Annotated in this window: 25 protein-coding genes; 13 read left to right on the forward strand and 12 right to left on the reverse strand. The window is 69.7% G+C overall.

The window, feature by feature from the left end; translation table 11 throughout:
* Positions 1-656 precede the first annotated feature (656 nt).
* The 4 genes from ACIBM5_RS16575 to ACIBM5_RS16590 all read left to right on the forward strand — a co-directional run bounded on the left by ACIBM5_RS16575 (position 657) and on the right by ACIBM5_RS16590 (position 6,534).
* A complete protein-coding gene (locus ACIBM5_RS16575; RefSeq protein ID WP_396007496.1) occupies positions 657-2,258 on the forward strand; it encodes a flavin monoamine oxidase family protein in 1,602 nt (533 codons plus the stop codon).
* Positions 2,259-2,524: 266 nt separating this feature from the next.
* Positions 2,525-3,358: an ABC transporter ATP-binding protein gene (locus ACIBM5_RS16580; protein ID WP_396007497.1), complete on the forward strand. Its 834-nt coding sequence runs from the start codon at positions 2,525-2,527 to the stop codon at positions 3,356-3,358.
* 11 nt (positions 3,359-3,369) lie between these two features.
* On the forward strand, positions 3,370-5,904 hold the full coding sequence (locus ACIBM5_RS16585) for an ABC transporter permease (RefSeq protein ID WP_396007498.1): 2,535 nt from the start codon (positions 3,370-3,372) through the stop codon (positions 5,902-5,904).
* A 108-nt stretch (positions 5,905-6,012) separates the two neighbouring features.
* Positions 6,013-6,534, forward strand: coding sequence for a hypothetical protein (locus ACIBM5_RS16590; RefSeq protein ID WP_396007499.1), 522 nt, complete (start codon positions 6,013-6,015; stop codon positions 6,532-6,534).
* A 358-nt stretch (positions 6,535-6,892) separates the two neighbouring features.
* Here ACIBM5_RS16590 and ACIBM5_RS16595 read toward each other — a convergent pair whose 3' ends face one another.
* Positions 6,893-7,477: a TetR/AcrR family transcriptional regulator gene (locus tag ACIBM5_RS16595; RefSeq protein ID WP_396007500.1), complete on the reverse strand. Its 585-nt coding sequence runs from the start codon at positions 7,475-7,477 to the stop codon at positions 6,893-6,895.
* Positions 7,478-7,547: 70 nt separating this feature from the next.
* Here ACIBM5_RS16595 and ACIBM5_RS16600 point away from each other — a divergent pair, with 70 nt between their 5' ends.
* Positions 7,548-7,979 carry a DUF1707 domain-containing protein gene (locus tag ACIBM5_RS16600; protein ID WP_396007501.1) on the forward strand — a complete coding sequence of 144 codons (432 nt, stop codon included), beginning with the start codon at positions 7,548-7,550 and terminating at the stop codon, positions 7,977-7,979.
* A gap of 45 nt (positions 7,980-8,024) precedes the next feature.
* Here ACIBM5_RS16600 and ACIBM5_RS16605 read toward each other — a convergent pair whose 3' ends face one another.
* The gene (locus ACIBM5_RS16605; protein ID WP_396007502.1) at positions 8,025-8,459 is read right to left on the reverse strand and encodes a DUF6892 domain-containing protein; all 435 of its coding nucleotides are present in this window, start codon (positions 8,457-8,459) and stop codon (positions 8,025-8,027) included.
* Positions 8,460-8,942: 483 nt separating this feature from the next.
* On the opposite strand from ACIBM5_RS16605, the gene ACIBM5_RS16610 reads away from it, so the two are divergent.
* Positions 8,943-10,064 carry a hypothetical protein gene (locus ACIBM5_RS16610; protein WP_396007503.1) on the forward strand — a complete coding sequence of 374 codons (1,122 nt, stop codon included), beginning with the start codon at positions 8,943-8,945 and terminating at the stop codon, positions 10,062-10,064.
* A 512-nt stretch (positions 10,065-10,576) separates the two neighbouring features.
* On the opposite strand, the gene ACIBM5_RS16615 is transcribed toward ACIBM5_RS16610, so the two are convergent.
* On the reverse strand, positions 10,577-11,401 hold the full coding sequence (locus ACIBM5_RS16615; RefSeq protein WP_396007504.1) for a hypothetical protein: 825 nt from the start codon (positions 11,399-11,401) through the stop codon (positions 10,577-10,579).
* Between the two features lie 843 nt (positions 11,402-12,244).
* Positions 12,245-13,609, reverse strand: coding sequence for a glutamate decarboxylase (locus ACIBM5_RS16620; RefSeq protein WP_391589680.1), 1,365 nt, complete (start codon positions 13,607-13,609; stop codon positions 12,245-12,247).
* A 103-nt stretch (positions 13,610-13,712) separates the two neighbouring features.
* Here ACIBM5_RS16620 and ACIBM5_RS16625 point away from each other — a divergent pair, with 103 nt between their 5' ends.
* The 3 genes from ACIBM5_RS16625 (at position 13,713) to ACIBM5_RS16635 (ending at position 16,399) form a co-directional block, all read left to right on the forward strand.
* Entirely contained in the window at positions 13,713-13,976 is a 264-nt protein-coding gene (locus tag ACIBM5_RS16625) for a YncE family protein (protein ID WP_396007505.1), read from the forward strand.
* A gap of 434 nt (positions 13,977-14,410) precedes the next feature.
* Positions 14,411-15,250, forward strand: a complete 840-nt coding sequence (locus ACIBM5_RS16630; RefSeq protein ID WP_396007506.1) for a hypothetical protein — start codon at positions 14,411-14,413, stop codon at positions 15,248-15,250.
* Between the two features lie 537 nt (positions 15,251-15,787).
* Positions 15,788-16,399: a leucine-rich repeat domain-containing protein gene (locus ACIBM5_RS16635; protein WP_396007507.1), complete on the forward strand. Its 612-nt coding sequence runs from the start codon at positions 15,788-15,790 to the stop codon at positions 16,397-16,399.
* 287 nt (positions 16,400-16,686) lie between these two features.
* Here the strand turns inward: ACIBM5_RS16635 and ACIBM5_RS16640 are convergent, their stop codons facing one another.
* The 4 genes from ACIBM5_RS16640 to ACIBM5_RS16655 form a co-directional block, all read right to left on the reverse strand.
* Complete coding sequence (locus ACIBM5_RS16640; protein WP_396007508.1) at positions 16,687-17,397, reverse strand: hypothetical protein; 711 nt, start codon at positions 17,395-17,397, stop codon at positions 16,687-16,689.
* Between the two features lie 391 nt (positions 17,398-17,788).
* Positions 17,789-18,442, reverse strand: coding sequence for a hypothetical protein (locus ACIBM5_RS16645; RefSeq protein WP_396007509.1), 654 nt, complete (start codon positions 18,440-18,442; stop codon positions 17,789-17,791).
* A gap of 294 nt (positions 18,443-18,736) precedes the next feature.
* Positions 18,737-19,495: a hypothetical protein gene (locus tag ACIBM5_RS16650; RefSeq protein WP_396007510.1), complete on the reverse strand. Its 759-nt coding sequence runs from the start codon at positions 19,493-19,495 to the stop codon at positions 18,737-18,739.
* A gap of 241 nt (positions 19,496-19,736) precedes the next feature.
* Positions 19,737-20,084, reverse strand: coding sequence for a hypothetical protein (locus ACIBM5_RS16655; RefSeq protein ID WP_396007511.1), 348 nt, complete (start codon positions 20,082-20,084; stop codon positions 19,737-19,739).
* A 419-nt stretch (positions 20,085-20,503) separates the two neighbouring features.
* On the opposite strand from ACIBM5_RS16655, the gene ACIBM5_RS16660 reads away from it, so the two are divergent.
* Positions 20,504-21,343 (forward strand): SMI1/KNR4 family protein, encoded by an 840-nt coding sequence (locus ACIBM5_RS16660; RefSeq protein WP_396007512.1) that lies wholly within the window; start codon positions 20,504-20,506, stop codon positions 21,341-21,343.
* Here ACIBM5_RS16660 and ACIBM5_RS16665 read toward each other — a convergent pair.
* A complete protein-coding gene (locus tag ACIBM5_RS16665; RefSeq protein WP_396007513.1) occupies positions 21,250-21,519 on the reverse strand; it encodes a DUF6192 family protein in 270 nt (89 codons plus the stop codon). The two genes, ACIBM5_RS16660 and ACIBM5_RS16665, sit on opposite strands and share 94 nt — an antisense overlap.
* A 107-nt stretch (positions 21,520-21,626) precedes the next feature.
* On the opposite strand from ACIBM5_RS16665, the gene ACIBM5_RS16670 reads away from it, so the two are divergent.
* On the forward strand, positions 21,627-21,887 hold the full coding sequence (locus ACIBM5_RS16670; RefSeq protein ID WP_396007514.1) for a hypothetical protein: 261 nt from the start codon (positions 21,627-21,629) through the stop codon (positions 21,885-21,887).
* A 323-nt stretch (positions 21,888-22,210) separates the two neighbouring features.
* On the opposite strand, the gene ACIBM5_RS16675 is transcribed toward ACIBM5_RS16670, so the two are convergent.
* Positions 22,211-22,651: a hypothetical protein gene (locus ACIBM5_RS16675; protein WP_396007515.1), complete on the reverse strand. Its 441-nt coding sequence runs from the start codon at positions 22,649-22,651 to the stop codon at positions 22,211-22,213.
* Between the two features lie 179 nt (positions 22,652-22,830).
* Here ACIBM5_RS16675 and ACIBM5_RS16680 point away from each other — a divergent pair, with 179 nt between their 5' ends.
* Both ACIBM5_RS16680 and ACIBM5_RS16685 read left to right on the forward strand, forming a co-directional pair.
* The gene (locus tag ACIBM5_RS16680) at positions 22,831-23,199 is read left to right on the forward strand and encodes a hypothetical protein (RefSeq protein ID WP_396007516.1); all 369 of its coding nucleotides are present in this window, start codon (positions 22,831-22,833) and stop codon (positions 23,197-23,199) included.
* Between the two features lie 233 nt (positions 23,200-23,432).
* Positions 23,433-23,759, forward strand: coding sequence for a hypothetical protein (locus ACIBM5_RS16685; RefSeq protein WP_396007517.1), 327 nt, complete (start codon positions 23,433-23,435; stop codon positions 23,757-23,759).
* A gap of 192 nt (positions 23,760-23,951) precedes the next feature.
* Here the strand turns inward: ACIBM5_RS16685 and ACIBM5_RS16690 are convergent, their stop codons facing one another.
* A complete protein-coding gene (locus ACIBM5_RS16690) occupies positions 23,952-24,116 on the reverse strand; it encodes a hypothetical protein (RefSeq protein WP_396007518.1) in 165 nt (54 codons plus the stop codon).
* A 58-nt stretch (positions 24,117-24,174) separates the two neighbouring features.
* Positions 24,175-25,119, reverse strand: a complete 945-nt coding sequence (locus ACIBM5_RS16695; protein WP_396007519.1) for an MBL fold metallo-hydrolase — start codon at positions 25,117-25,119, stop codon at positions 24,175-24,177.

Consider the following 25,119-nt stretch of genomic DNA (forward strand, 5'->3'; position numbering starts at 1 on the left):
ACGCCCCTCATGGCGGACTCCCAACGATCCGTCCCGCAGGACCATCTGTCGGGGCTTCATCCAGTCCGTGAGCGCCGTGGGGTGCCGGCGCGGCATTGTCCGCGATGGGCGCGCCCGCGCTTGCGGACCGCGGCGGGCGCGGCCACCGCGCTCGGCCGTGCGCCGTGCGAGTCCGACTTCACGCTCACCGGCCGCCGCGACGCCGGTGGGGGGAGCCGGAGTGGCGGAGCCGACCGCCGCATACGAGCTACGGCTTCGCTCGACTGCACCTGAACGACGGCGTCACCACCGACGGCACCCGCGTGCTGTCCAGCGTCGGCGCCCGGCTGATGCGCGAGAAGCAGATGGAACTGCCCAACGGCCACACCTCGGGAAGAGGTTTCCGGGGCTCATGCCCACGTGTGCGGAGATGTCGGCCGTGCGTGTGCGGGTGGGATCCCTTGTCGGCGAAGCAGGTCGAGGCGGCTCTCAGCTTCCGGTGGCGCTGGGCGGCGTGCTTGACGGGATCGATCGTGCGCCTTTATGGGCGTCCCTCGTTCGCTCGTCCGGGTTGACGCGTCGTGGGTCGCCTGCCCTAATGATAGACCGACGGGTCGATGAATGAATCGATCGGCTCGTCCGATCATCGATGCCCTCGTCGCAGAGGAGAGACGTACGTGAACGATTCCCGAGAGTTCGGCCGGCCGACCAGCCGCCGAGGATTCCTACAGACCGTGGGTGCGGTGGGCGGCGCCGGGGCGGCACTGTCCGCGATGGGCGCGCTGGGACTCGCGCCCTCGTCGGCGAGCGCCGCCACGCCGCCGTTCCGTGCGCCGCGCGCGTCCGACTTCACGCTCACGGGCCGTCGTCCGGCCCGGGTGGCGGTGGTCGGTGCGGGTGTGGCCGGGCTGACCGCCGCGTACGAATTGTGCAAGGCCGGCCACGAGGTGACCGTGCTGGATGCCCGTCCGCGGATCGGCGGGCGCAGTCTCACGGTGCGCGGCGGCGACACGCTGACCGACGTCAAGGGCGTGACGCAACGGGCGAGTTTCGCGCCCGGCCAGTACTTCAACGCCGGACCGGCGATGCTTCCGCAGTGGTCGGTCAGCACCGACTACTGCCGTGAACTGGGGGTGCCTTTGGAGGTGTTCGCGATATCGAACACGAACACGTTCGTGTTCGACCCGAAGGGGCCCGACAAGCCGAGGTTCCAAACCGCGCGGGCGGACGCGTACGGCGTCGTTGCCGAGTTGTTGGCCAAGGTGACCAACCAGGGCGCGCTCGATCGCGAGCTGAGCGCGGCCGACAAGGAACGTCTGCTGGGCTTCCTGAAGACGATGGGCGACCTCGGCGACGACCTGACCCACCGGGGCGACCCGCGGCGGCGCGGGTTCGCGGTGAACCCCGGGGCCGCCGGATCGCCTGGTGTACCGCTGCCGCCGCGGGGTTCGCTGGATCGGGTGTTCACCGAACAGTTGTCGCGGCACTGGTACCTCGACGCCGGGTTCGACATGGCCTCCACGCTGTTCCAGCCGGCCGGCGGCATGGACCGCATCGTCGAGGCCCTGGCAGACCATATCGACCGCCGGCGCATTCGCTGCGGCGTCGAGGTCACCTCGATCACCGAAGGCCCGAACGGGACGCGACTGGCGTACCGCGGGTCCGCGAGCGGCGTGCTCGACGTCGACTACTGCATCGTGACCACGCCTCCGCTGGTGGCCGCACGGATCGCCGGACTCCCCGACCAGGCGACCGCCCTGTTGCGAGGGTTCCTGGCGGAACGCCCCGGCAAGATCGGCCTGGAGTACCGCAATCGTTGGTGGGAGGACGATTTCGCGATCCACGGCGGCCTCACCTCCTACGGCGAGGACGGGTCCCTGTGGTACCCCTCCTCCGACTACCGCGGCGAACGTGGCGTGATGGTGGCCTACTTCGAACGCGCGGAGACCACGATCGAGGGTTTGCCTCCCGCGCAACGGGCGGCCGAGGCGGTGAACCGCAACGTTCGGGTGCACGGCGCCAAGGCCCGTACGGAACTGGCGAGTTCGTTGTCGGTGATGTGGGGACGCGAACCGTTTATCGAAGGCGGCTGGCAGCCGGCCGACACACAGAACAACGGCGTGGTCAACACCCCGCGCTTCCGGCCGCTCACCGAGCCGACCGGGCGGGTCTTCTACGCAGGCGACTGGCTCAGCAACATGCTGGGCTGGCAGCACGGTTCGATGGTCTCGGCGCGCAAGGCGGTCGAGAAGGTACACGCCCGCGCCCTGGCGACATGAGGCGCGCCACGATGCGGCGAATGACGCCCGACCCGGCGGGACGCCGTACGGACGAGACCGGCGGATCCGGGCCAGACTCGTGGCGTACGGCGGGACGGTTCCCATCCGCCTCGGGGACTACCCGTTCATCACCCGTGGGGTAGACGTCGATGACGAACGCCTGCCCATAAATTAGACGGACTCGTCGATCTATTATTCGTTCGTCCCCCGGGACAGACCGAGCCCGCGCCTCGATCGAGGCGCGGGCTCCACCGATGGAGAACCCAATGAGCACACCCCGGCACACTCGCAACGTCTCCGGACCGCGCCCGCCCTCCGCCCACGGTGCGGCGTCGTACGCCGCCGTCGCCACGGGCCTGCGCAAGGTCTACGGCGAGGGGGAAACGGAGGTCCGTGCCCTCGACGACGTGTCCGTCGGTTTTCGCAGCGGCGAGTTCACCGCGATCATGGGCCCCTCCGGCTCCGGAAAATCCACGCTCATGCACTGCATGGCGGGCCTGGACAAGATCTCCGGCGGCTCCGTGCGGCTGGGCGACGTCGAACTGGCGTCGCTCGACGACAACGGGCTGACCCACCTGCGGCGCGACCGACTCGGCTTCATCTTCCAGGCGTTCAACCTGTTGCCGACGCTGACCGCCCTGGAGAACATCACCCTGCCGCTGGACATCGCGGGACGTGCGGCCGACCCCGAGTGGCTGGACAAGGTCGTCGAGACCGTCGGTCTGGGCCACCGCCTCGACCACCGGCCCGCACAGTTGTCCGGCGGCCAGCAGCAGCGCGTCGCGTGCGCCCGCGCCCTGGCCGGACGTCCCGAGATCATCTTCGCGGACGAGCCCACCGGCAACCTCGACTCGCACTCGGGCACCGAAGTCCTGAACTTCCTGCGCGCCTCGGTCACCGAGGCCGGACAGACCATCGTGATGGTCACCCACGACGCCGTCGCCGCCTCCTACGCCGACCGCGTCCTGTTCCTCGCCGACGGACGCATCGTCGACGACATGGCCGAGCCCACCCCCGACCGGGTCCTGGAGCGCATGCGCGCGTTCAACCGGAAACCGGGCGAACCCGCCGCTGCCGCCGTCTCCGTCCTCCCCCTCTGAAGGACGCGACCGTGCTTCGCACTTCCCTACGCAACCTCGTCGCCTACAAGGTGCGCCTCGCCCTCACCGCACTCGCGGTCGTCTTCGGCGTCGCGTTCGTGGCGGCCGTCCTGGTCTTCGGCGACACCCTCAAGCAGGCCATGACCGAGGCCGCGCTGCGCGACCACCGCGGCATCGCGGTCGACGTCCGCGGCACCAAGTACGCCGTCGAACACCTGCAGACCCCACCCCTGGACGAACCCCTCGTCGCCAAGCTGCGCGCGCTACCCGGCGCCGCGTCGGTCACCGGCCACGTCACCGGCTTCACCGCCGTCGTCGACCGCAGCGGCAAGCTCGTCCGCAAGAAGACGAACGCGATCGGCGCCAACGCGGTACCCGGCCGCGACGGCAAGGACCCCCGGTACACGCTGACCGCCGGCCGCCTGCCCGCCAAGGCAGGAGAAGTCGCGCTCGACACCGAGACCGCCAAGGCCGCCGGATACAAGGTCGGCGACCGGATCCGCATCGTCGCCCGCGGACCCGTCCTCGACGTGAGCGTCGTCGGCGTCTTCACCACCGACAGCGCCGCCGTCGAGGCCGGCGGCTCGCTCACCCTCCTGGACACCGCCACCGCACAGGAGCTCTACCTCGAACCCGGCGTCTACGGCGAACTGCGCCTGAACGCCAAACCGGGTACGTCGCAGGAGCAACTGCGGGCCGCGGCAGCCCCGTTGATCCCGAAAGGCGCCGAAGCCCTCACCGGGGACACGCTGCGCCGGGACGACCGGGACAAGGTGAACAAGGAGATCGCGTCGCTGCGCACACTGCTCCTGGTCTTCGCCGGCATCGCCCTGTTCGTCGGCAGCTTCATCATCGCCAACACCTTCTCCATGCTCGTCGCCCAACGCACCCGCGAACTGGCGCTGTTGCGCGCCATCGGCGCCACCCGCAAACAGGTCACCCGATCGGTGATGTTCGAGGCCCTCGCCGTCGGCATCGTCGCCGGACTCGCCGGATTCGTCATCGGCATCGGCCTGGCGGTCGGCCTGCGCGGCATCCTCAACGACATCGGCGCCGACCTCACCCCCGGACCGACCGTCGTCACCGGCGCAACCGCCCTGTGGAGCCTGGCCGTCGGCATCGGCGTCACCCTGCTCGCCGCCTGGCTGCCGGTACGCCGAGCCGCCAAGATCCCGCCCGTCGCGGCGCTGCGCACCAGCCTGCCGCCCAGCACCTCCAGTCTGCGCCGGCGCAACATCGCCGGTGTGCTGACCGTCGCACTCGGCGGGCTCGTGCTGGTCGCCGGCATCAAGGGCTCGGCGACCGGCAACGCCAAGGTGTTCACCGTGATGGGCGGCGCGGGCATCGTCCTGGTCGGCGTCATCGTGCTCACCCCGCTCATCGCCACGCCCGCCGTCCGGTTGTTCGGCGAACTGCTGAGGCGGGTGTATCCCGTCGAGGGCCGGCTCGCGTACCAGAACGCGGCCCGCAACCCGCGCCGCACCGCCGCGACCGCGTCCGCCCTGATGATCGGCATGGTGCTGGTCACCTCGCTGACCATCTTCAGCACATCGCTCAAGCAACTCGTGGACCGCACCCTGTCCAAGGGCATCACCGCCGAATTCGTGCTCAGTTCGTCCTCCGACGGGCAGACGCTGACCCCGGAGATCGCCGCCACGATCGCCAGGGTGCCCGGCGTCACCGCCGTCAGCCCCGTGCGCGAGGCCCAGGTGAGTGTCGACGGCAAGGAGCACAAACTCACCGCCGTCGACCCCGCGAGCGCGTTCTCGGTGCTCGCGACCAAGTTCACCCAGGGCGGCCCGCAATCCCTGGCAACGGGACTGCTGGTGTCCAAGCAGACCGCAGACGACCGCAAGTGGCGCATCGGGACGCCCGTGCCCGTCACCTTCCCCGACGGGCAGCAGACCCGCCTGCCCATCGGCGGAATCTACGACGAGGCACCACTGCTCGGTGCCCTGACCGTGTCGTTGCAGACGCTGACGCCGCACATCGACGTCGTCGGCGACGACTTCGTCCTCGCCAAGGTCGCGCCGCAGCACAAGGACACGATGCGGGACGCGCTGCGCAAGGCGGTCGGCAACAGCCCGGCGATCAACGTGCAGACGGCGAAGGAGGTGCGCAAGGACTTCAACAAGCTCTTCGACATCATGCTCAACATCGTCTACGGGCTGTTGTCGATGGCGATCGTCATCGCCGTGCTCGGCGTCGTCAACACGCTGGCCATGTCCGTCTTCGAACGCACCCGCGAGATCGGCATGATGCGCGCCATCGGACTCGACCGGCGGCGCACCCGACGGGTGATCCGGCTCGAATCCCTGATCATCTCGCTCTTCGGCGGCATCCTGGGCGTGCTCCTCGGCCTGGTCGCCGGGGTCGGCGGAGTGAAGGGCATGGCCCGCTCCACGAAGGACCTGACCGTGGTGATCCCATGGGACAGGGTGCTGCTCTTCCTGGTCCTCGCCGCGATCGTGGGCGCCCTGGCGGCGGCCTGGCCCGCCCGACGCGCAGCCAGGCTCGACGTACTCACCGCCCTGCGCACCGACTAACGCGCGGGCGCCGGCTCCGACCACCCGGCCGGAGCGGTCACCACCCGTTGTTCTGTCGACTCGGGAAACACGCACAGCATTTCGTATCGAGAACGGAAGGTGAAGATCATGGATCGAGGTGACCTCGCAGCGATAGCGCTCGACCAGCTGGACCGGGCCAACACCGTGACGCGGGCCGTCGACGACACCGCCGTACCGGGTGAGATCCCGATACTGGCCACCTCGGCTCGCGCCCGCCAGGAATGGACCAACGGGACCCTGGTGCTCACCACCCATCGCCTGATCTACGCCAAGCCGGGCCGACCCGCCGTGGCGGTGCCTCTGGCGGGCGTCACCGACGTCACGGCCACGCGATCCCGGCTCACCGGGAACGTGCTCAAGGTCGTCGCCGTGAGCGGTGTGTACGGATGGGAGAATGTAGTCCGGGCCGAGACGTTCGTCGAGACGTTGCGCGAAGCCGTCGCAACCGCGGTTACCTCAGCCGCGAACGCCGACGAGCAGGCCGCCCCGAAACGATCCGACGGCCCGGCGATGCTCGACGAACTCGCCCGCCTCGCCGTCCTGCATCGCCACGGGGCGTTGACGGACGACGAGTTCGTCCAAGCCAAGCGGCAACTCATCCGCAGTTGACGACACGCGAGCGAGCCACGACGTACGAGACGAGGAGCGGGAGCCGGTTCTGATCGGGGCTCTTCGCTCCCCGCTGTCGGCGGACGGGTTTCGTGTCGGCAGGGGAGTGGCGTGCTTGGCCCGCCGGTGGGTTGCCCGGCGGTGTGGACACGGTCGTGGTCACCTGTTGCTGCGCGACGGGTGACCATGACCCCGAACACAGTTCGTCCAGTGGGTGTATAGGTCCGGGTGCCGGTGGCAGGACTGCCAGTGCCGGCCGTCGACGTCGGGCGCGGTGGACCGCAGGTTCCGCACGTCGTCGGAGTCAAGGCGCTCGCTTCACACGTGAATGCCTTGGTCGGATCCGAGCCGCTCGGTTTCACGGGTCGGCGAGGAGTGCCCGTAGGGCCCGGTCGAGGGCGGGGACCAGCTCGTCCCGCGCGTCGGGGGTGTAGAGCAGGCGCATGGCCAGGCCGTCGGACAGGGCGATGACCGCGTCGGCGATGTGCTCGCAATCGGCGCGGTCGTGCGTGCGCAGTGCGGTGGCGAGCAGCCAGTCGGTCAGGGCTGTGCGGATGTCGACGTCGATCTCGCGCTGGGTGGCGGCGAGGGCGGGATGGTGGATCGCCCGGGTGACGAAGGCGAAGCGCACGGTCGCCTCGGCGTGCCGGGCGGCGTCCAGGGGGAGGGTGGTCAGTACCAGGCGACGCAGCACCTCGTGCGGCGGGCCGGTCACATCCACCTCGGCCCACCGGCGTTCCACCCGTTCGCCGGCCAACTCGGCGGCGAAGCGCAACATTTCGTCCTTGGTGCGGAAGTACTTCTGGACCGCGCCGGCGGAGCGACCCGCGGCGGCGGCCACGGTGCGCACGCTCACCTCGTCGAGGCCGTGGCGGGACACCAGGTCCAGCAGCGCGGTGCCGATGGCACGGCGCTGTGCGGCGCGATCCACGACCTTGGGCATCGGACCCCCTGACAAGTTTCGGATACGACTGTATTCTAAAGATTCGGTGACCGCCCGTAAGGAGATTGTCGTGGATACTCGCCTCGATTCCGCGATGCGCGCGTCGGACCACGATCGCGACACCACACTCGCGCGACTCGCCACCGGCTATGCCGAGGGCCGACTGGACCGCGGCGAGTACGACGAGCGCGCGGCGCGGGCCGCCGCCGCCACCGTGCTCGGCGAACTGGCGTCGCTCACCGCGGACTTGCCCGCACTGCCGGCGCCGGACCGGGCGACCCCGGTCACGCGTGCCGAGCGGGATCGCCGGGACCTGCGGGCATGGCTGAAGGAGTGGCTCCACTGGCTCGGCGGAGCGGTGATTCTCACCGCCGTATGGGGGACGCGCTGCCTGGTCGAGGGCGAGGTGGCCACCTATTGGCCGCTCGTGCCGCTCGGGATCTGGGCCGCGGTCCTCGTCGCCATCGCGATCTGGCCGCGCGGCGACGCGGACGAGGATTGACCGCCGCCCCGCCCGCGGCGGCGGGCGGCGAATGGGTGCCGGGGTTCAGTCGGTGTCGATGCCGCGCGCGGCAAAGATTTCCTCCGCGTCCGGCACCGCCAGGACGCCGTCCCGCACGAAGGTGACCGCCCGCAGGTTGGGCAGCAGGGCGAGGTCGTCGAGCGAGCGGACGTCGAACAGGTCGTCCTCGCCGTCCCAGGCGGGGGCACAGTGCCGGAAGACCTCCGCCCCGGCGTCGAAGCACAGTTCCTCGACGCGGGCGAGCAGCTCGGCCGGGATCTCCAGGGCCTCGAAATGGGCCCGGGACTCCGGCAGCACCTCCTCGTGAAGGCCGTTCCTCAGGACGTGGGACGCTGCGTCGCGGATCCCGCGCTCGGCCAGCCGGCCGGGCAGGTCGTAGACCGGGAGGAGACGCGGACGGCCGTACATGAGCTTCTCGATGACGAGCAGCTTGAAGTTGAAATCGCGGAACCGGCTCATGGGACACGACTACCACGGAGGTACGACACGGGTCCGTTGCGGTCCGATGTCCAGGCGGGAGGCCACGTCGAGTTCGAAGCGCCCGAAGGGGTTGCACCCGCCCTCGGAGGATTCCCCGAACAGATCACCGACGGCGCCGACGGCCTCCCGGACCCGCCCGCCGAACCCGGGGGTGCCATGGCGATCCACCTCGTGCACGAGCACCGGGAACGGACCGGCAACCTGGTTCGCACCGCCGACCGCGAGGAGCCTTCGCCGACGGCGGTCCGGCATGTGTCCCGGCGCCGACTCTCTCCTTGACGGCGGCGGAGGACGCGCAGGGCGTGCGGATCGAGCCGTCTCCCGGGCCGGAGCGGGTGTTCGCGGCGGTGAACGGAGATCGCCCGGAGGTGGGAGCATGCCTGGTGCCGGGAAGACGAGGAGATCCGGCCGTACTGCCTGTGAGGGTGGGATCGCTGGGCAGCCGACGAGGAGAGTCCAGTCATGCGGGTGTCATCTCAGGGCGTAACGGTGGTGGCTCTGATGGCGGATCCGGACGTGCCGACGGAGATCGCCCAGCGCCTGGCCCAGACCCTGCCTGATCGGCTCGCCGACAAGTCGGGCCCGGGACATCGGTTCGACGTCGAGGTGGTCAGTGAGCCCTTCACCGCAGGGACCGAGGACCCGTCCACCTTGATGCACCGGATCATGGATCGCGGAAGCACGGAGAACTGGGACATCGTCGTGGCCCTCACCGACCTTCCGCTGCACTCACACGGGCGCAAACTCGTGGTGAATCTGAGTCACGAGCACGGCTTGGCACTGCTGTCGCTTCCTTCGCTGGGGGGCTTGCGGCTGCAGACGATGGCGCGGCGGGCCGTGGAAGAAGCCGTACTCGGCCTGGCGGGTCTGCGGGCCGCCGGGGCTGAAGTACCTTCGCGGATTCAGCTGCGGGGGCCTTTTGCCCGTCGTTTCGCTTCCATCCACCCGGGTCCGGTCGATGAGGAGGAGACCGCCGATCTTCGGTACATCGTCAGCGGCCCACGCGGTTACCTGAGGGTGCTCTTCGGCATGGTCCGCGCCAACCGGCCGTGGCGGTTGGTGACGGGCCTGTCGAAAGCCCTGGCGGCGGCCCTCGCCACGGGGGCCATCGCCACCCTGGACTCCAACATCTGGAGCCTTGCGGTGACCCTCAGCGTGCCACGCCTCGTGATTGCCACGGTCGGCTCGGTCGGGCTCATGATCGGCTGGCTGATCGTGGACGGGGAGCTGTGGCATCGAACAGCGGAGGGCTCGCCGGAGGCGAAGCAGAGGGCGCGGCTCTACAACGCCTCGACGGTCGTGACTGTGGGCATCGGGGTGCTGGTCTGCTACCTGGGTCTGCTGATCATCAACTTGCTGTGGGCGCTGTTCATCCTCAACGACCGGGTGTTCGCATCCATGACACAAACCCCACTGCACGCCGCGGAGTACTGGACGTTGTCCTGGTTCGTCGCTTCGGTCGCCACTGTGGGCGGCGCGCTGGGATCAGGGTTGGAGAGCGACGAGGCGATCCGGGCCGCCGCCTACTCCAAGCGTGAACAGGAACGACGTCAATGGCTCCAGGACGACCAGCCCTCGAAGTGAGCCGATGCCGACACAAACTGCCGCTGTGCGGGCGGGACGTGACCGTCGACGAGAACGGCCAGTGCTGCTGGCTCGACCGCCTCGGACCAGCCGTCCAAGTGGTGGGGTTGTGCGCGTGTGGGCGGATCCACGTCTGGCGCCGGCTGATGCGCGCGACCTCCGCAGAGGCGGAGGCTGCGTTTCCGGAGAGGCCGTGTGTGGAAGCGATGGATTCCGCGCACCGTCTCCCATGCGCGCGACTTCGGACAAGCTCCGAGGGGCAGGTACTACTTGCAACGCCGGCCTGTGGCAAGGGCGATGCGGGTACCGGAAACGTGCACTGGGCGACGGCGCATGCCGGCCGGTGAACGATGTCGGAAAGCCGTGTGCGGGAGCACCGCATGCACGGTTTGAAGCGGCGGGGCTGCAAGCGCAGCATCAGGCACCGCGCCAGTCCACGACCCTACTCAGCCGCGACACCATTGTGGCGTCGCCGTGAGAACGCGTCGGCCGGCCGTCGTGCCCACCGCCCATCAGCGGTCCGCACCGTTGGTCCGATGACGGGAGACCTGTTCACGTGCCGCTTGCCAACGTGCCCGTGTCTGCTCGACCACGCTGTCCCACTGCCGGCGGACCTCGTGGTCGGAAGGGCGTCGGCCTTGACGGATCCGACCGAGTTCGTCTCGTACTTCCCGTCCCAGCGCAGCCGATGCGACGAGGACGAGCATGGCCGCGAAGAGAGCCGAGATCATCGCGAAGACGGCACCGACCACCCCGTAGCGCGAGACGGAGGCGTTGAACAGACGCGGCAGGTAGAGGCCGGCACCCACGGAATAGATCGCTGTCAGAATGGCCGCAGTGACACCGAAAGGGATCAAGTCAGGCCACATGATTCGCTTCGCCGACAGGATCCACCCGCTCCAGACAAGAAACACGGCGGTTACCGGTGCCTCGCAGGCGGCGGCCACCAGACCTCGCCCGCTCCCGCCGAGGACGGCGGAAAGCCACCCGATGACAACCGTGTAGCCACCGAGAGTGAGAATCCACCACAGGTCGTTTCGCGTGTTGCGCACGCTGAGGGGCTTGAGTTCCCATGTCTGTTCGAAGAGCCGCTGGGCGGCTCGCGCGAAGCTCAGCAGCGAGATCAGCAGGAACACCACCCCGAAGGTGCCCACGCTCGCGCTTGTGCCTTCGGCGGGGGAGAAGAGGGAGTCGACCGCCTCGGCGCCCGCTCCGGTGAGGCGGTAGCGCTTGATGATCCGCCCCCCGGAGTCGTAGTGGACGAAGTCGCCCAGGATGGCGCTACCGAGGATCGCGAGCGGAATCAGCGCGGTGAGAGCGCTGGACGCCAGGGCCATCGAGCGGTCGAAACCAAGGATCCTCTGAAACCGGTTGACGACTCGCAACGCGAAGGCCGGACGCAGCCAGAACGTCAGCGTTCCGACGAGACGCTCGCGATTGATCCTCGCCGTCCTGCCCTCCGTGAAAAGTCGAAACCTGTGTGGCGGCGCGAGCCTAACGGACGGTTATGGAGTCGATGACGGACGACACGGATGTTTCCCCCGAACGGCTGCCCTGCAAGGCCTCGTCCGCATCACCTGTGCGAACCACAGCGCACCGCGGGGCGGGTGTGGTCGACCTGCGGTATCGCGCGGATCGAGAAAGCCGCGCAACGCCGTCAGGACTTCGCCTCGGATCACCCCGTCCGAGCCGGTGGGTGGATCCGTGCGGGATGACGGCGCCGCCGAAGCCCGTCTGCAAGCGCCCATCTTCCACCGTGTACGGGGTCCCCGACAACGCCTTCCGGGCCCACCGCGCGCTCCATCGCCTCGACACGCCCGCCGTGCGCCGTGCGCCGTGCGCCGTGCCGTCCCGGTCGTCTTGGGCGCGGCCCGCCATCCGGTGAACGCGCAAGCAGCCGCCGCCCGACGCGAACAAACGGGCGGACGCGCCTGGTCGTTCGAGGAGATCGGGGCGTGGACGGGTCTATGGCACGGTGACCATGAACCAGGTGTCGGTGGGGGTTTGGTTGTAGGCGACGTACACGGTGGACAGGGGGCGGTGACCGGCGTCGTTGTCCGTCCCGCGAGTCCGACACCGGGGCGGGTCGCCGCTCCTTTCGGGGAAGCGGGCACGGGCCCGGTGTGCACCCTCTGCCGGCGGACGGTGCGTCAGTAGCCGGTGCCGCGGCGGACGGTGCGTCAGTAGCCGGTGCCGCGTTTGATTCGGGCACGCTCGGCGTCGTGGGCGGCGCCCTTGTCGTCCAGGGTGCGACACGCGTCGGTGAGGTCTTGGCTCAGGCGGTCGATCTGTTCGCGGCTCAAGGTCTCCTTGACCAGGGCACGCAGGATCTTCACGTTCTCGGCGTTGGGCGGGAGGGTGTACGCCGGCACCATCCAGCCACGCTCGGCGGAGAGCTGCCAGGCGATGTCGGACTCGTCGTAGGAGTGCTTGCCGGCGAGACGGAAAGCGACCAGCGGCAGCTGCTCGAGGTCGGCTCCGATCACTTCGAAGCGGCCGCTGCCGCGCACGTTGTCCGCCAGCGCGCGGGCGTTGTCCTGCATCATCTTCATGACGTAGGTGTAGCCCTGGCGGCCGAGCCGCACGAAGTTGTAGTACTGCGCGAGCACCATCGACGCTCCGGTGGAGAAGTTCAACGTGAACGTCGCGTCGGTCTTGCCCAGGTAGTTCTCGTAGAAGACGAGGTCCTTGGCGAGGTCGGCCTCCTCGCGGAAGATCAGCCAGCCGATGCCCGGGTAGACCAGGCCGTACTTGTGTCCCGAGACGTTGATCGAGCGGACCTGCTCGAGCCGGAAGTCCCATTTCGAGTCCGGGTAGAGGAAGGGCCACACGAATGCGCCACTGGCGCCGTCGACGTGGATCGGGATGTCGAGGTCCCGCTTTTCGCGGACGTCCCGCAAGAGTTTGTCGATGCCGACGACGTCGTCCTTGTGGCCGGTGAACGTGGTGCCCAGTACGGCGACGACGCCGATCGTGTTCTCGTCGAGGTGGGGCTCCACGTCCTCCGGGCCGATCGTGTACTTGCCCTCGGCGAGCGGCACGATCCGCGGCTCGACGTCGAAGTAGCGGCAGAACTTCTCCCACACGACGTGGACGTCCCCGCCGAAGATCAGGTTGGGCCGGTCGGTCGACAGGCCGGCTGCCTGGCGGCGCTCGCGCCACTTCCACTTCAGTGACAGCGCGCCGAGCATGATCGCCTCGGATGATCCCTGGGTACGGCATCCGGTCGTCCTGCCGGGCGCGTTGAAGAGATCGGCGAGCATGCGCACGCAACGCTGCTCGATCTCGGCGGAAATGGGGTACTCTGCGTGGTCGATGAAATTGCGGTGGAGGTTCTCGGCGATGAGCCGTTGCGCCTCCGGCTCCATCCACGTGGTGACAAACGTGGCGAGGTTGCGCTGCGGATCGCCTTCCATGGCGAGGTCCACATCCACGAGCCTCATCGCATCGGAGGCGGCCATGCCTTCCTCGGGGAAGGTCTCCGAGGGAGCGGGCGCCGTCAGGAATCGGTTGCCGAAAAGAGCAGAATCGTCATGCTTTCTCATGTGCTGATTTCAACAGTTCGGCGGCTGTTGCGGCCGTGGGACACACCGGGCGGCCGGCACGGACGGCGGCGCCGTTCGAGACGGCCGGGCGCGTAACGCCACCATGGCGACCAACGCCAATGTGCGGCGCCTGGAAACCGACCCCACCGGACCGCTGGTCGACCCGCCGTTCGCGTTGGAGGTCACCCCGGTCACCGGGGACGTGTTCGTCGCCCACCCAAACGACAACTTCGTCTCTGTGGTCGACCCGGGCGCGCCGACCGCCACCACGATCACGGTCGGGAACAACCCGGCGGGCACCGCGTTCAGCCCCGACGGCGCGACCGCCCACGTCACCAACATCAACAGCGACACCCTCTCGGCTTGACGACTTCGGCCTGCCCGTGACCGCCGGCGACACGGGGGTCCGGCAAGTCCCCTGGTACGACGGTGCCGAACACGACATCCCCGCTGTGTGAGGAACCCCTACGTGAGGTGGCCGTACGGAGCGGCGGTGCCGGCCAAGTCACCGACCGCGGGGGGACTCGGCCTGGTTCGTGCCGGTCGTCGGTTGTACGGTGGCGGGCAGTACGGCCGCGTCGGCTTCAACCGCCGCGACCCGCAACGCGGTCGCCGCGTCGCGGACCTGACGACGGTCGCCGCGACGACGCGAAACGCGGCGGCTTCACACCACTGAGGGCCAGGCCGGACCGAGACCCGGGCGTGCAGAGGCCGGCTGCCTCGAGGACCGGCCGCCTCCGGGGGTGGGACGCAACGGCGTTTCACCGGGAGGATGCCTGCTCGGCGGTCTAATCTCGGGTCGTGAGGCAAGCCGAGCAGCGCGCCGAGCGCGCGGGACCGTTCACCACCCGGGCCACCTGGCGTCTGCCCGACGGCGGGGAAGCGGTCTGGGAGTCGCGGCTCGCGCGGCGCCGCGGAGCCCTCGCCGTCCGGGCACCGGGCGCGGAGACCGGCCGACACGCTCGTGCCGACGAGGTGGCGCTCCGCCGCCTGCGCAGGCTCAACGCCGTCGCCGCGACCGCCTTCGTCATCGGCGGGGCCCTCTTCGCGGCCGGCGCCGCCGTCGCCCGGTTCGGCTCCGGCGATGCCACCCGGAGCGCCTCGATCTACTTCGCCGGCGGCCTCTTCTTCAACAGCGGCGGCTACGCCTCGCTGCTCCAGGTGATCAACGCGCCCCGCCACGTGGTCGGCGGCCGGTCACTGGTCACCCACCCCTGGCGGTGGTGGAGTTACGAGCCGACGCGGGTGGACTGGCTGAGCGCCTTCCTCCTGTTCTCCGGCACGCTGGTGTTCGGCGTCAACCTGCTGGACTCCTTCCTCCAGGGACTGAACGTCCATCAGGTCAACCGGCTGATCTGGGTACCCGACGTGGTGGGCTGCGTACTGTTCCTGGCCTCCGGACACCTCGCCCTGGTCGAGGTGTGCCACGGCGCGCCCCGCCTGCTCCCGCGCGGCCTCGGCTGGTGGATCGTCGCGGTGAACCAGCTCGGGTCCATCCTGTTCATGGTCTCGGCCCTCGCCGCGTACACCCGACCGGCCACCGACAGCCCGGTCAACATCGACATCGCCAACTGGGGCACCCTCACCGGCGCCCTGTGCTTCTCCGTCGGCGGCGTCCTCCAACTCTTCGAACGCCCGTAGAGCTCCGCCGGCCTCACATCCCAAAGCGGCCCCGCGGACACCGACCTGCTCGCTCGTCGCGGCCCCGGCCCGACACGGAGAACGGCCGCCCCGAAGGCGTCAATACCCGCACCACGAAGATCACGAGGCGGATGCACGGCCGCGCCGGCTTCCCGCTGGTCGAACACAAACGACTCGGCAGCGACTTCGCCGCCCCGGCCGAGGACCTGAGCCGGGTAACGTCGGCCCGGAGTTACTCATCGGTGCACATCATCGCCGGCTCGCCGAGCTCTTTCCCCGCCGGCTGCACCACCGTCCGCCGCGTCCTCGAACGCGTCCGGTGCAACAGTTCGGAGGGGGATACTCGATGCCCGAGCCGAAGCCGTTCTCGAACCGCTGGGCCGGAGCCGTCGGGTCCGGCGGCGTCGGGTCCGACCGCGACCGGTGCCGATGCCTCGGGCAGCGCTTGGATCGGCCCCCGCGAAGCGTCAAGTTCCACAGGACCGCCAGGACACCGGGGCGGCCGGGTGGCGGCACCTGCTCGAACTGATCGAGGAGGTGGCCGACGATCGGCGGGAGGAGTTCGAGCCGCTGATCGAGCTCGGCGCCGAGGAACGCCGCCAGGTTGTCACGCTTCCGCCGTCGATCGCCAAGCTGACCGCCGTACGCAACCTCGTGCTGTACGGCAGCAACCTGGTGCGCATCCCGCCGGAGATCGGAGCGATGCGGAGCTTGGAGGAGTTCACCCCGTACACCTCGTACCGTTTGCACTGGCTCCCCTACGAGGTGACCCGCTGCCCGAACCTTCGGCGAAGCACCGTCAGCACCCGCGCCCTCTACGGCAACCACAGGTACCGCCCGCCGTTCCCCGCACTGCCTTCGTCGACAGCGGACGGAACCGGTGAGCCCGACCTCGCCGGCGTCGATCCCGGAAAGTGGGGCGCGACGACGATCCGAAGCTGCAGCGTGTGCGACAGGCCGCTCCACAGGACCGGCCTCCACCAGGTCTGGATCTCGCTACGCGTCGCCACGGATGTGCTGCCCCTGCTGGTCAACGCCTGCTCCAGTGAATGCATCCAAGCACTGCCGCAACCGCCCGGGGACCACATCCGGACACCTCATCGCGGCGGCTCCACAGCCGTCCGACCCACCACCGACCACCGGCTCTGAATCACACTTCGCAGTGGCCCGGGCGGGCAACTCCACACCTCCTTCGCCGGTGCCGCGTCAAGCAACGTTCGCCCCGTGTGCCACGCGAACCACGTTGTCGTTGCCGACCCGAGAGGGATGGAGCGTCGTGACGACCGGTGGCTCACCTTCGTTGTGGCCGACCGTTGTCCGCGCCTTCTGCGAGAGCTGTACCGGCAGACGGGCCGAGGCAATGGCGGCCGGTTCCCCCGACGGCCGAGTCCGGGCCGCGGCAGCCGACGCGCCGCAACCGGTCGACCGGCCGCCGGTCACCACGTCCTTCGCCCTCCGCGTGTCCTGGTCTCCGGCTCGGATTTGCGGGGCCAGTCGGGGCCGAGGTCCTCGGTGCTCCAGTCCGGGAGGCGGAGCATCTTGTCCAGGTCGGAGAGCGCGCGGGGCCACGTCCGCGGCGTGTCGAGATCGTGGTCCCGGAGCCGGGCGGGGACAGGGGGCGGCGTCGGTTCCGGGCGGCGGTGCGGCCACCGCTTCATCCGGGAGACCATGCGCCATCCGACGTAGAGCGCGCTCATGTCGCCGGCGATCAGGTCGTCGTGCAGGGGCCGGATCATTCCCGGCCACAGCTCCGGCCGCTCCAGCCAGTACGTCATCTCGTCGTCATCGGCGAAGCGGCTGATGGTGACGACCAGGGTGTCGCCCTCGATCCGCGACGCGACCGCGTTCCCGTACCCCAAGCCGTCCCCGTCGTCGGTGACGTACGGCCTTACCCGTTCGGCAAGGTGGGCGGGGAGCCGGAACGACACGGCCATCTCCCCGTGGCCGTGGAAATAGAACAGGAAGTCGAACATGGGCGACAGCTTGTGGAACGAGATGCTCGGGTTCGTCTCGGGGTCGAACTCGTAGTCGGCCTCGAACCACGACGGGCCGACCTCGACCTCCGGGCCCAACGCCCGCAGCCGGGCCGCCTGTTCGTCGGTCAGTTCACGACCGACGGTCCTCCCGTAGTGGTGAATCCGGATCACTGTCTCCCGGCCGCCCATCGTGTGCCCCCAAGCGTCGACGCCTGACCGTGTCGGGGCCTTCCTACCCGGGGTGCGCGTCCCGGCACCGGCGCTTCGCCTTGATCGGGGTCCCGGACCGCGGTGGACACCGGTGATTGAGGACCACCCACGGGCCCACCGACCGTGATCCCGGCCTCGCCCGGGACCCCGGCGCGTCCCACGGCTCGACGTTCCCCGGGTCGAGGTCCGCTCGGACAGCCGGTGACAGGTACGTATTCGGACCGGGCGGTATTCGGCGGTGGGTGCGGTGCGAGGGCTGCGGGGGGCAGGCCGCGCTCGAAGACGGCCGAGTCCGGGCCACGGCACTCGATGCGCCGCGGGCGACGCCGTGTCGGAGGGTCGGTCGGCGGGGTCAGGGGCGGGCGGGAGTTCCGCGGCGGATGGTGTCGACCATGGCGCGTACCGTCGGGATGTCGGCGTCCTCGGCATCGACGTTGACGAGGTGGTGGTCGTCGGCCCACCAGCACGACGCGTGGGCACGCTGCGGCGCGAGGCCCGGCTCGCGGGGAGGACGGACGGGCGAGGAGTTGCACAGGATGCGGCCGCCGTCCGCGGCCTGCGCCAGGCGCGCGTCGCCCGGTTCGACCCGGTCCTCGTCCCGGGACCGCTTCTTTTCGAGGATTCGGGAGACCCAGGCCGCGGGCGAGGTCTTGCCGCGCTCCGCGGTGATCGCCACGACGTATCTCGGCCCGGCCGGGCCCGCCGCGTCGTGATAGTAACCACCCTGCTGGTCCCGGAAGTCGGTGTAGCCCAGGAACTCCATGCTTTCTCCCAGGTGCGTCACGGGCGGCGTCGAGTCACCGGGAAGTTCCCCGGTGCCGCCGCCGTCCAGGCGCCGATGATCGGCGCCCCGCCCGTCCGCCACGATCCGCACGGCCGACCCCAACGTCGGCGGGAGGTCCGCGAGCGGACCAGACCCTCCCTCGCCCCCGTCCCCCGCGCACCCGGACACGACCAGTGCGACCACCACGACACCGATGTGACCGACCTTCGGGGACCACCGCACGACCGAACCTCCGGGAAACGTAGGGGACTTCTCTCTCTGGAGTCCCTCACCGTAGGCGCGGGTCGACGGCCGGCACCCGAGTATCCGTACTCATTTCCGCGTGCCGGCGGAGTCGAGGCCGCCGGCCTGGGGTGTGCACGATGCGGCGGGAACCATCCGGGCCCGGGGGTGGTGTCGTGGCGTGGGGCGTCCAGTCCCCGGATGGGGTTGGTGGTCCGATCCGCACCGGCCCAGATCGAGGGCGGGCGGTGGGTGCCTGGAGGCCGGGGTTGTGGCGGATCGCGGTTTTTGGGGCTACGGGTGGTTCGGTGGCCAGGGGTAGCCGTATTGCTCGGCGGCTTCTCGCGTACCTCCCCAGACCCGGGCGACGGCACGTGGATCGCCTGCGGTCAGCCTCGCCGCCAGTTCCTTCGCTTGCTCGGAGGGATCGCCGGCGGAGATTTCGATGGTCAGCCCGAACTGGAGCCAGAGGCGGTCGGTATCGGCCGCGCCGCGGGGATACCTCCAGACCACGTCGATGCGATCGGGTTCCGTACGTGCGGACCAGACGGCGTCCAGGTCGCAATCCCACAGGGCGGGCCAGTCCTCGTCTTCCCCCAGTGCCGCCTCGAGCAGGCGCGCGACCGTTTCCGCCGGCCACTCCCAATCGTGATCCGCCCCGGCGCGCCCGACCTCGGCCTCGTACTGGTCCGCGGAGAACCGGAGTTCCGGCAGACCGACCGCTTTCCTGACGGGGTTGCGCCAACCGGTCCAGACGACATGGTCGCCGTCGCGACGGACCGTCACGTACAGCGCGCCGCAACATTCCTCGACGCACCCCGTTCGAGCAAGGCGAACCTCGTGGGGAGTTGCCCACGCCTGCAACGGAGCAGCGGGGCCCGCCACCAGATGCCGGGGAGTCTCTCCGACGAGACGGGGTCCCGCGTCCACGACACCGGAGATCTCGGCCAACAGGTCCCGGCCGCTCACGATCGCACGGACCTCCAGGCACCCCGCCTTGCCGGGCGGCGGGCACACGATTCTCAAGGTGAGGTGCTCCGGTGCGGTGGCCATGGGGCAATGATCGCGGAGCCGCCCGCAGTTGTCGCACGGGTTCTCCACCGATGGGGGCGATACGGAATGACTCCGAAAAGGGAATGGGACAGGGCCTGATCCGAATCCGAGCCATGGGCGGGCCGCCCCGAACACATCCCGCTCATCGGCAAGCGAACGGCGGCGGCGCCGGTGGACTGCGAACGTTTCGCGCCGGGGCGGAGAGTGGAAGGACCGACCGGACATCGATCGCGACGCCCCGCTAAGCGCGGGCGCCGGTGTCGGTGTTGGTGTCGGCCTCGAGCACGATGTACCGGCCGCGCCGCTGCGGCCCGGCGGCACCGCGGTCGAGCGGGGACCCGCCCGGTGCACAGACGAACGCGGCCGTCCCGCCGTCCGGCACGGTGACCTCCAATTCGGGGCTGGAGCACCAGTCGATCGCCAGCCGCACCCGGTGCGGCCCGGGTGCGACGGCGACGGTGAGTACCTGGCCCCGTTTCACCTTGCCGACGACCTGCCCGTCGACCAGAACGCGATGGGCGCGAAGTATGTCGCGCATACCTTCGCGCACGCGCCGCACCACGATCACCGCACCGGAGTTCGTCGTCACCGTCACGGATCTTCGCACACCGGCCCACGGGCGGCAGAGGCCGGACGGGCTGACCCCAGGGCCGGCCGCACCGCACCTTGCCACGCCGGCCGACGGCAACGACCATGACGCGGTGGGGTACTTCGCGGTGGTCGAGCCGGATCGGATCCGCATGCCGAATCCGGATCCGCTGGTCGCCGGACTGGTCGAGGACGGGCTGCTCCCCGTGGCCGCCATCCGGGACGCCGATCCCGATACGGCGCCGCGTACGTGGCCGGGTCGGCGTGGTCCCCAAGGGCGTAGTGCTTCTTGCGCCAAAAGCCGGACCGCAGACACTCAGGAGGGCGGTCGTGTCCGGGCCGGCAACGGTGGGGCAGATATCCTCCCCACAGCTACCCCATCTGACGGGACAAGGGCTCCTCCTCGATAGCCTCGCCCGCATGACGACGATCGACGACCTGGTCGCCCTGGTACCCCCACCGACGAACCCCGTCAACGCGAGTGGTGACTGGACGCAGGTCGAGAACACCCTCGGCCTCGAACTTCCCTCCGATTTCAAGTCCCTCATCGGTTCCTACGGCTCGGGTCAGTTCGTCGACTTCATCACCCCCCTCACTCCGTTCGGCAGCCGGAGTCCCCTGCTCCAGTTCGCCCAGCAACTGCTGGAGAGGGAACGACCGTTCCGTGAGGCGAACCCGGACAAGTGCCCCTACCCCTACTTTCCGGAGGCCGGTGGCCTCCTGGAATGGGCGGCCACCGACAACGGCGACCGGCTCTGCTGGATAACCGACGGCCACCCGAACACCTGGACCGTCGTTGCGTGGAACCCGCGCGGGTGGTACTACGACGCCCACGAGACCAGCGCGGCCGGCTTCCTCCACGGCTGGCTGAGCGGACGGCTCAACACGAGCGTCTTCGCTGCGAACGAGCACCTCACGGCCCCATGGTTCGAACCGTTCCGCGAGCTCAACCACGTCTACATCAAGCTCACCGACAGCCGGCGAACCTACCCCGAGCGCCTTCGAATCCTTCAGCAGGCCCTCTCCCCGACCGCCGACCGGGGTGGCTACAACGAAGACGGCGACCGTCAGGACCACTTCGCCGCCACAGAGCTCGGCTGGAGACTCACCTACGAGACGGCCTACGGACATCAGATCCGCATCGCCTTCCCACCCGAAGACGAAGATCAGGTGCGATCAGCCCTCCTCGCGGCCATCCGCAGCATGGGCTGCGACGTGCTGTCCACGACGACGCACACAGGCGAGCCCGTCTGGGACTGATCGGTGATCGCTACTCGGGCAGCCGGCTCGTAGTCCGGATAATCGTCCGCCATCGCCTTGAACGCCACGTCAGGACGCCGCAGCAACCCCGCCGCGGCTTCGGCCGCGACCTGCTCGTCGCGCGTCAACTCCTCGACCACCCGCACCTTCTCCGCCGGTTTGACCTGCGCGACCACCTCGGGGCGCCGCAACAGCCCTGCGGTGACCCGGGCGGCACCTTCCGGCTGCGCGTCAGGTGCTCAATCACCCGCACCTTCTCTTGTGGGCGGCGACCGGGGTGTTGATGTTGGTTCTGCCGTTGGGGGCGATGGCGAGCGATCCGTGTGGTTCGGCGGCGGACGGTCTGATCTGCACGGCGAGGGGGCAGGCGTTGTGTTGGCGGATCCCGTGGTTCGGCGGGCCGGTCCTGGCCGTCGCCGGGACGGCGGCAATCCTCGCCCCGGTGCGGGCCCTGCGTTACGGCGCGGTCCTCGCGTGGGCCGTAGGCCTGGTCGCGATGGTGGTCTGGGTGGGGGAGATCGCGAACTCCTACCATCCGCGGTAGCCGACGGTCGCCGCCGAGACGAGAGGACCACGGGCGGCCGACGTTTCGCGCACGCCCGCCCTCGGGGTTCGGTTGATTTCGATGCGCACGGCGCGATCCGGGCTGCGATCCCGCACCGACAGCGGTGGATGATCCCCTCGACCATCGACCGCGCATCCGAGAACTTCCTGCCCGGACGTCCCGTCGGCTTCGGGAGCATCCCCTTGATCAACGACCACCGGGCATCGGAGAGCAACCGAAACCGCGACACGGGACCGAAGTTCCGGCCGGAACACTCAACCTTTGCCGGACACGCCACGGGGATTCCGGCCGACGGCTTCGGGTCAGGTCCGCTTGCGGCTCGCGATCTCGTCGGAGAGCCGCCGCACGTGGGCGGGGTCCGCGTCCCGGGCGAGGCAGACGTAGTGGTCCATGACGGCCGGCCGGTAGCGCACGGGCAACGTCTGTCCCGGGGCGAGTCGGGTGAGCTCGGTGATCGTGAGGTCTTCGTCCGCGATACCGCGGAAGGAGATGCCGTCGGCGGTCTCCACGTCGAACATCAGGACCACGCGTGGATTGTTGTTGACCTCCCGCCAGTCGACGAGAACGCCGAGCGCAAGCGCCCCCGTACGCAGATCCGCATTGCGCTTGCGCGCCTCACCGCTCAGGAGCGGGTTCGGGGCGACGCCCGGGAAGTCGGGCCCGACGCCGAGCGATTCCCGACTCAGATCGGGCCTGAGCCGCGCCATCAGATCGTCGAGCTTCTTCTTCTTCGAACCGAACATCCTGGCCCCTCCCTCACACCGGTGCCGGAATCTCGGCCTGGCGCTTCGCCCGCACCGCGAGTCTACGTCGCGGGTCGACGGCCGTGATCGTGCCCGTCGTACGGGCGGGCCGGATGCGAGTGGGACGACGACGGCCGTCGACCCCGAAGCCCGGTTCCCCGGTGGCGTCCTTTGTGTCCGTGTCACATTGCAGCCCATGCGCAGCGAGGAAACACCGCCACGAGGACGCTGCCGGCTTCACCCGCGCCTGGTGGTGCGACCCCGCACGCCCGCCCAAGGTCAGGGTCGCCGCCGCACTGGGATGGCTGCGCCTGGTCGACGACCCACCGCCCGAGGACCTGCGCCACGTCCTGGACGAGATCGTCACCAACGAACTCGGAGTCTTGATGGCCGAGGTGCCCTGGATACGACAGGTCGACGACCTCTCCGGCACAGGCCTGACGCGCACCCTGAACGACATGCTCCACCCCAACCCGCGCCCCACAGTCCCCACATTCCGCGACACCTGGAGAGCGCCCGAGGATTTCGCCGACCGCCTGCCCTCCTGAGGGTCGGCGGCGAGCCGTGTCCGCGACCTGCATCGCAACCCGGGCCACGCCTGACTCGGGGGCTCGCCCGGCTGTGGTCGCGCAGGTGCGGGGCCACGGACGACGCGTGGTCGTCCCATGACCCGGAGGCGTACATCGCGCCGGTCGTACGCTCGTCGGAGCGCGGGGCGGAGGACCGTGGCGGGCGTGGATCCGGTGGATGGGGCGGATCGGGCGTCGTGCATGGTGTGTTCATGGATCGGTTCGTGGGTCGGGCGCGGCTCGAGTGGTGGGCCAATGGTTCGACGTGTCTGGGGATGTACGACATCGACATCACCGTCACGGTCGACGCGGTCGGCGGGTGGCGGGGAACCGGTCGGCATGTCGAGGCCCTCGACACGACCGAACGTGAGGGCTGGGATTTCCTCATGGAGATGGATCCCCTCTTCTCCCTTGCGTTTCCCGGCGAGGATCGCGGCGGGATCGTGGTGCGAATCGTCGAGGCGGAGGACGGAGTCCTCACCTTCACGGAGGGGCTGGACGGGGAGGGCTCCGTGAACGTCACCTTCGACCTCACCTGAGTCCGGTCCTGCGACCGGGCCGCGGGGGCACGCACACGGTCGGAGCGCGTTCGGGATTCCGCGTGCCCCGGGAGCGGGGGCGGACCGCGGGGCCGACGGTCGGTCGGTGCCTGCTCCCGGGGTCCGACACGGTGTCCCCGACGGCCGGATCGAGCGCGAGCACGGTCGCGGCGACGATCGAGGCCCGCGCGTTCAGGCATTCCCGAGGATGTCGACGGTTCTCGTGTCGAGTTCGATCATCAGGTCGTCCATGCGGGCCCTCTGCTCGGTGGACAGGGCGAGTTCCCCGCCCCGGGCGAGGGCCTCCAGCGTCGCGGCGGCGAATCCTCGCGCGACGGCGCACAGGGCGTGGCACATCGCCTGCTCGCCGGCGTCGGGATCGTCACCGGCGCGATACAGCGCGATCCCGTGGGCCTCAGCCGCTTGTCGACCAGATTGGCGAAGGCCCGGGCGTGGCCGGAATCAGCCGGTACGCGTATCCCTCACGCCGCACGTGTCCGGCGGTCGGCGGCGGAAAGTGGCTGCCGAGCAGGAGGGTCGACGTATCGGCGAGCGAGTCGAGCAGCTCGTTGCGGGTCCTGGCGGCGAGTTCGGGTGCGATGTCCACACAACTGCAGAGCGCCGGATGCGACATCTGTACCGGGTGGTGGATGCTGTCGCCGGTGATCAGCGCGGTCTCACCATGGCTGCGCAGCTCGACCGCTACTTGTCCCGGCGTGTGCCCGGGGGTGGGGAGCAGGCGAAGGCCCGGTGCGATGTCCGTGCCCCCGTCCACGACGTCGACGAGGTCGAGCAGGCCCGCGTCCCGGACGGGGAGGACCGAGTCGCGGAACATCTGCCGGCGCGCCTCCTCCATCTCGACACCGGCCCAGTAGTCCCATTCGATGCGAGTGGTGAGATAGCGCGCGTTCGGGAAGGTGGGCACCCAGTCGTCGCCCTCGGCCCGCGTGTTCCAGCCCACGTGGTCGGCGTGGAGGTGGGTCAGGACGACGAGGTCCACGCTCTCCGGTGCGAAGCCCGTCGCCCGAAGTCGCGATTCGTAGTCGCTGTCCAGGTCGTGCCAGGCCGGGTTGGCGCGCCGCTTCCCGTTGCCGATACCGGTGTCGACCAGGACTCGCATGCCGTCCATCTCCACGGCGAAGCTGTGGCTCGCCAGGCGCAGGACGCCCTGTTCGTCGGCGAAGTCGGGGTGTAGCCAGGATGTCCGGGTCACGATGTCGGCGGTCGCCCCGGGCAGCAGCCACGGACCGGTCTGCGGAGGCAGGACCACCTCGTCGATGCGCCGGACGGTGTGATCGCCCACGGCCCACGAGAAAGCCCGGGGAGTGGCGGTCGGTTCGGTGTGCGAAGGCGTGAACAC

The organism is Embleya sp. NPDC050493 (assembly GCF_044458105.1).
Classification (GTDB): Bacteria; Actinomycetota; Actinomycetes; order Streptomycetales; family Streptomycetaceae; genus Embleya.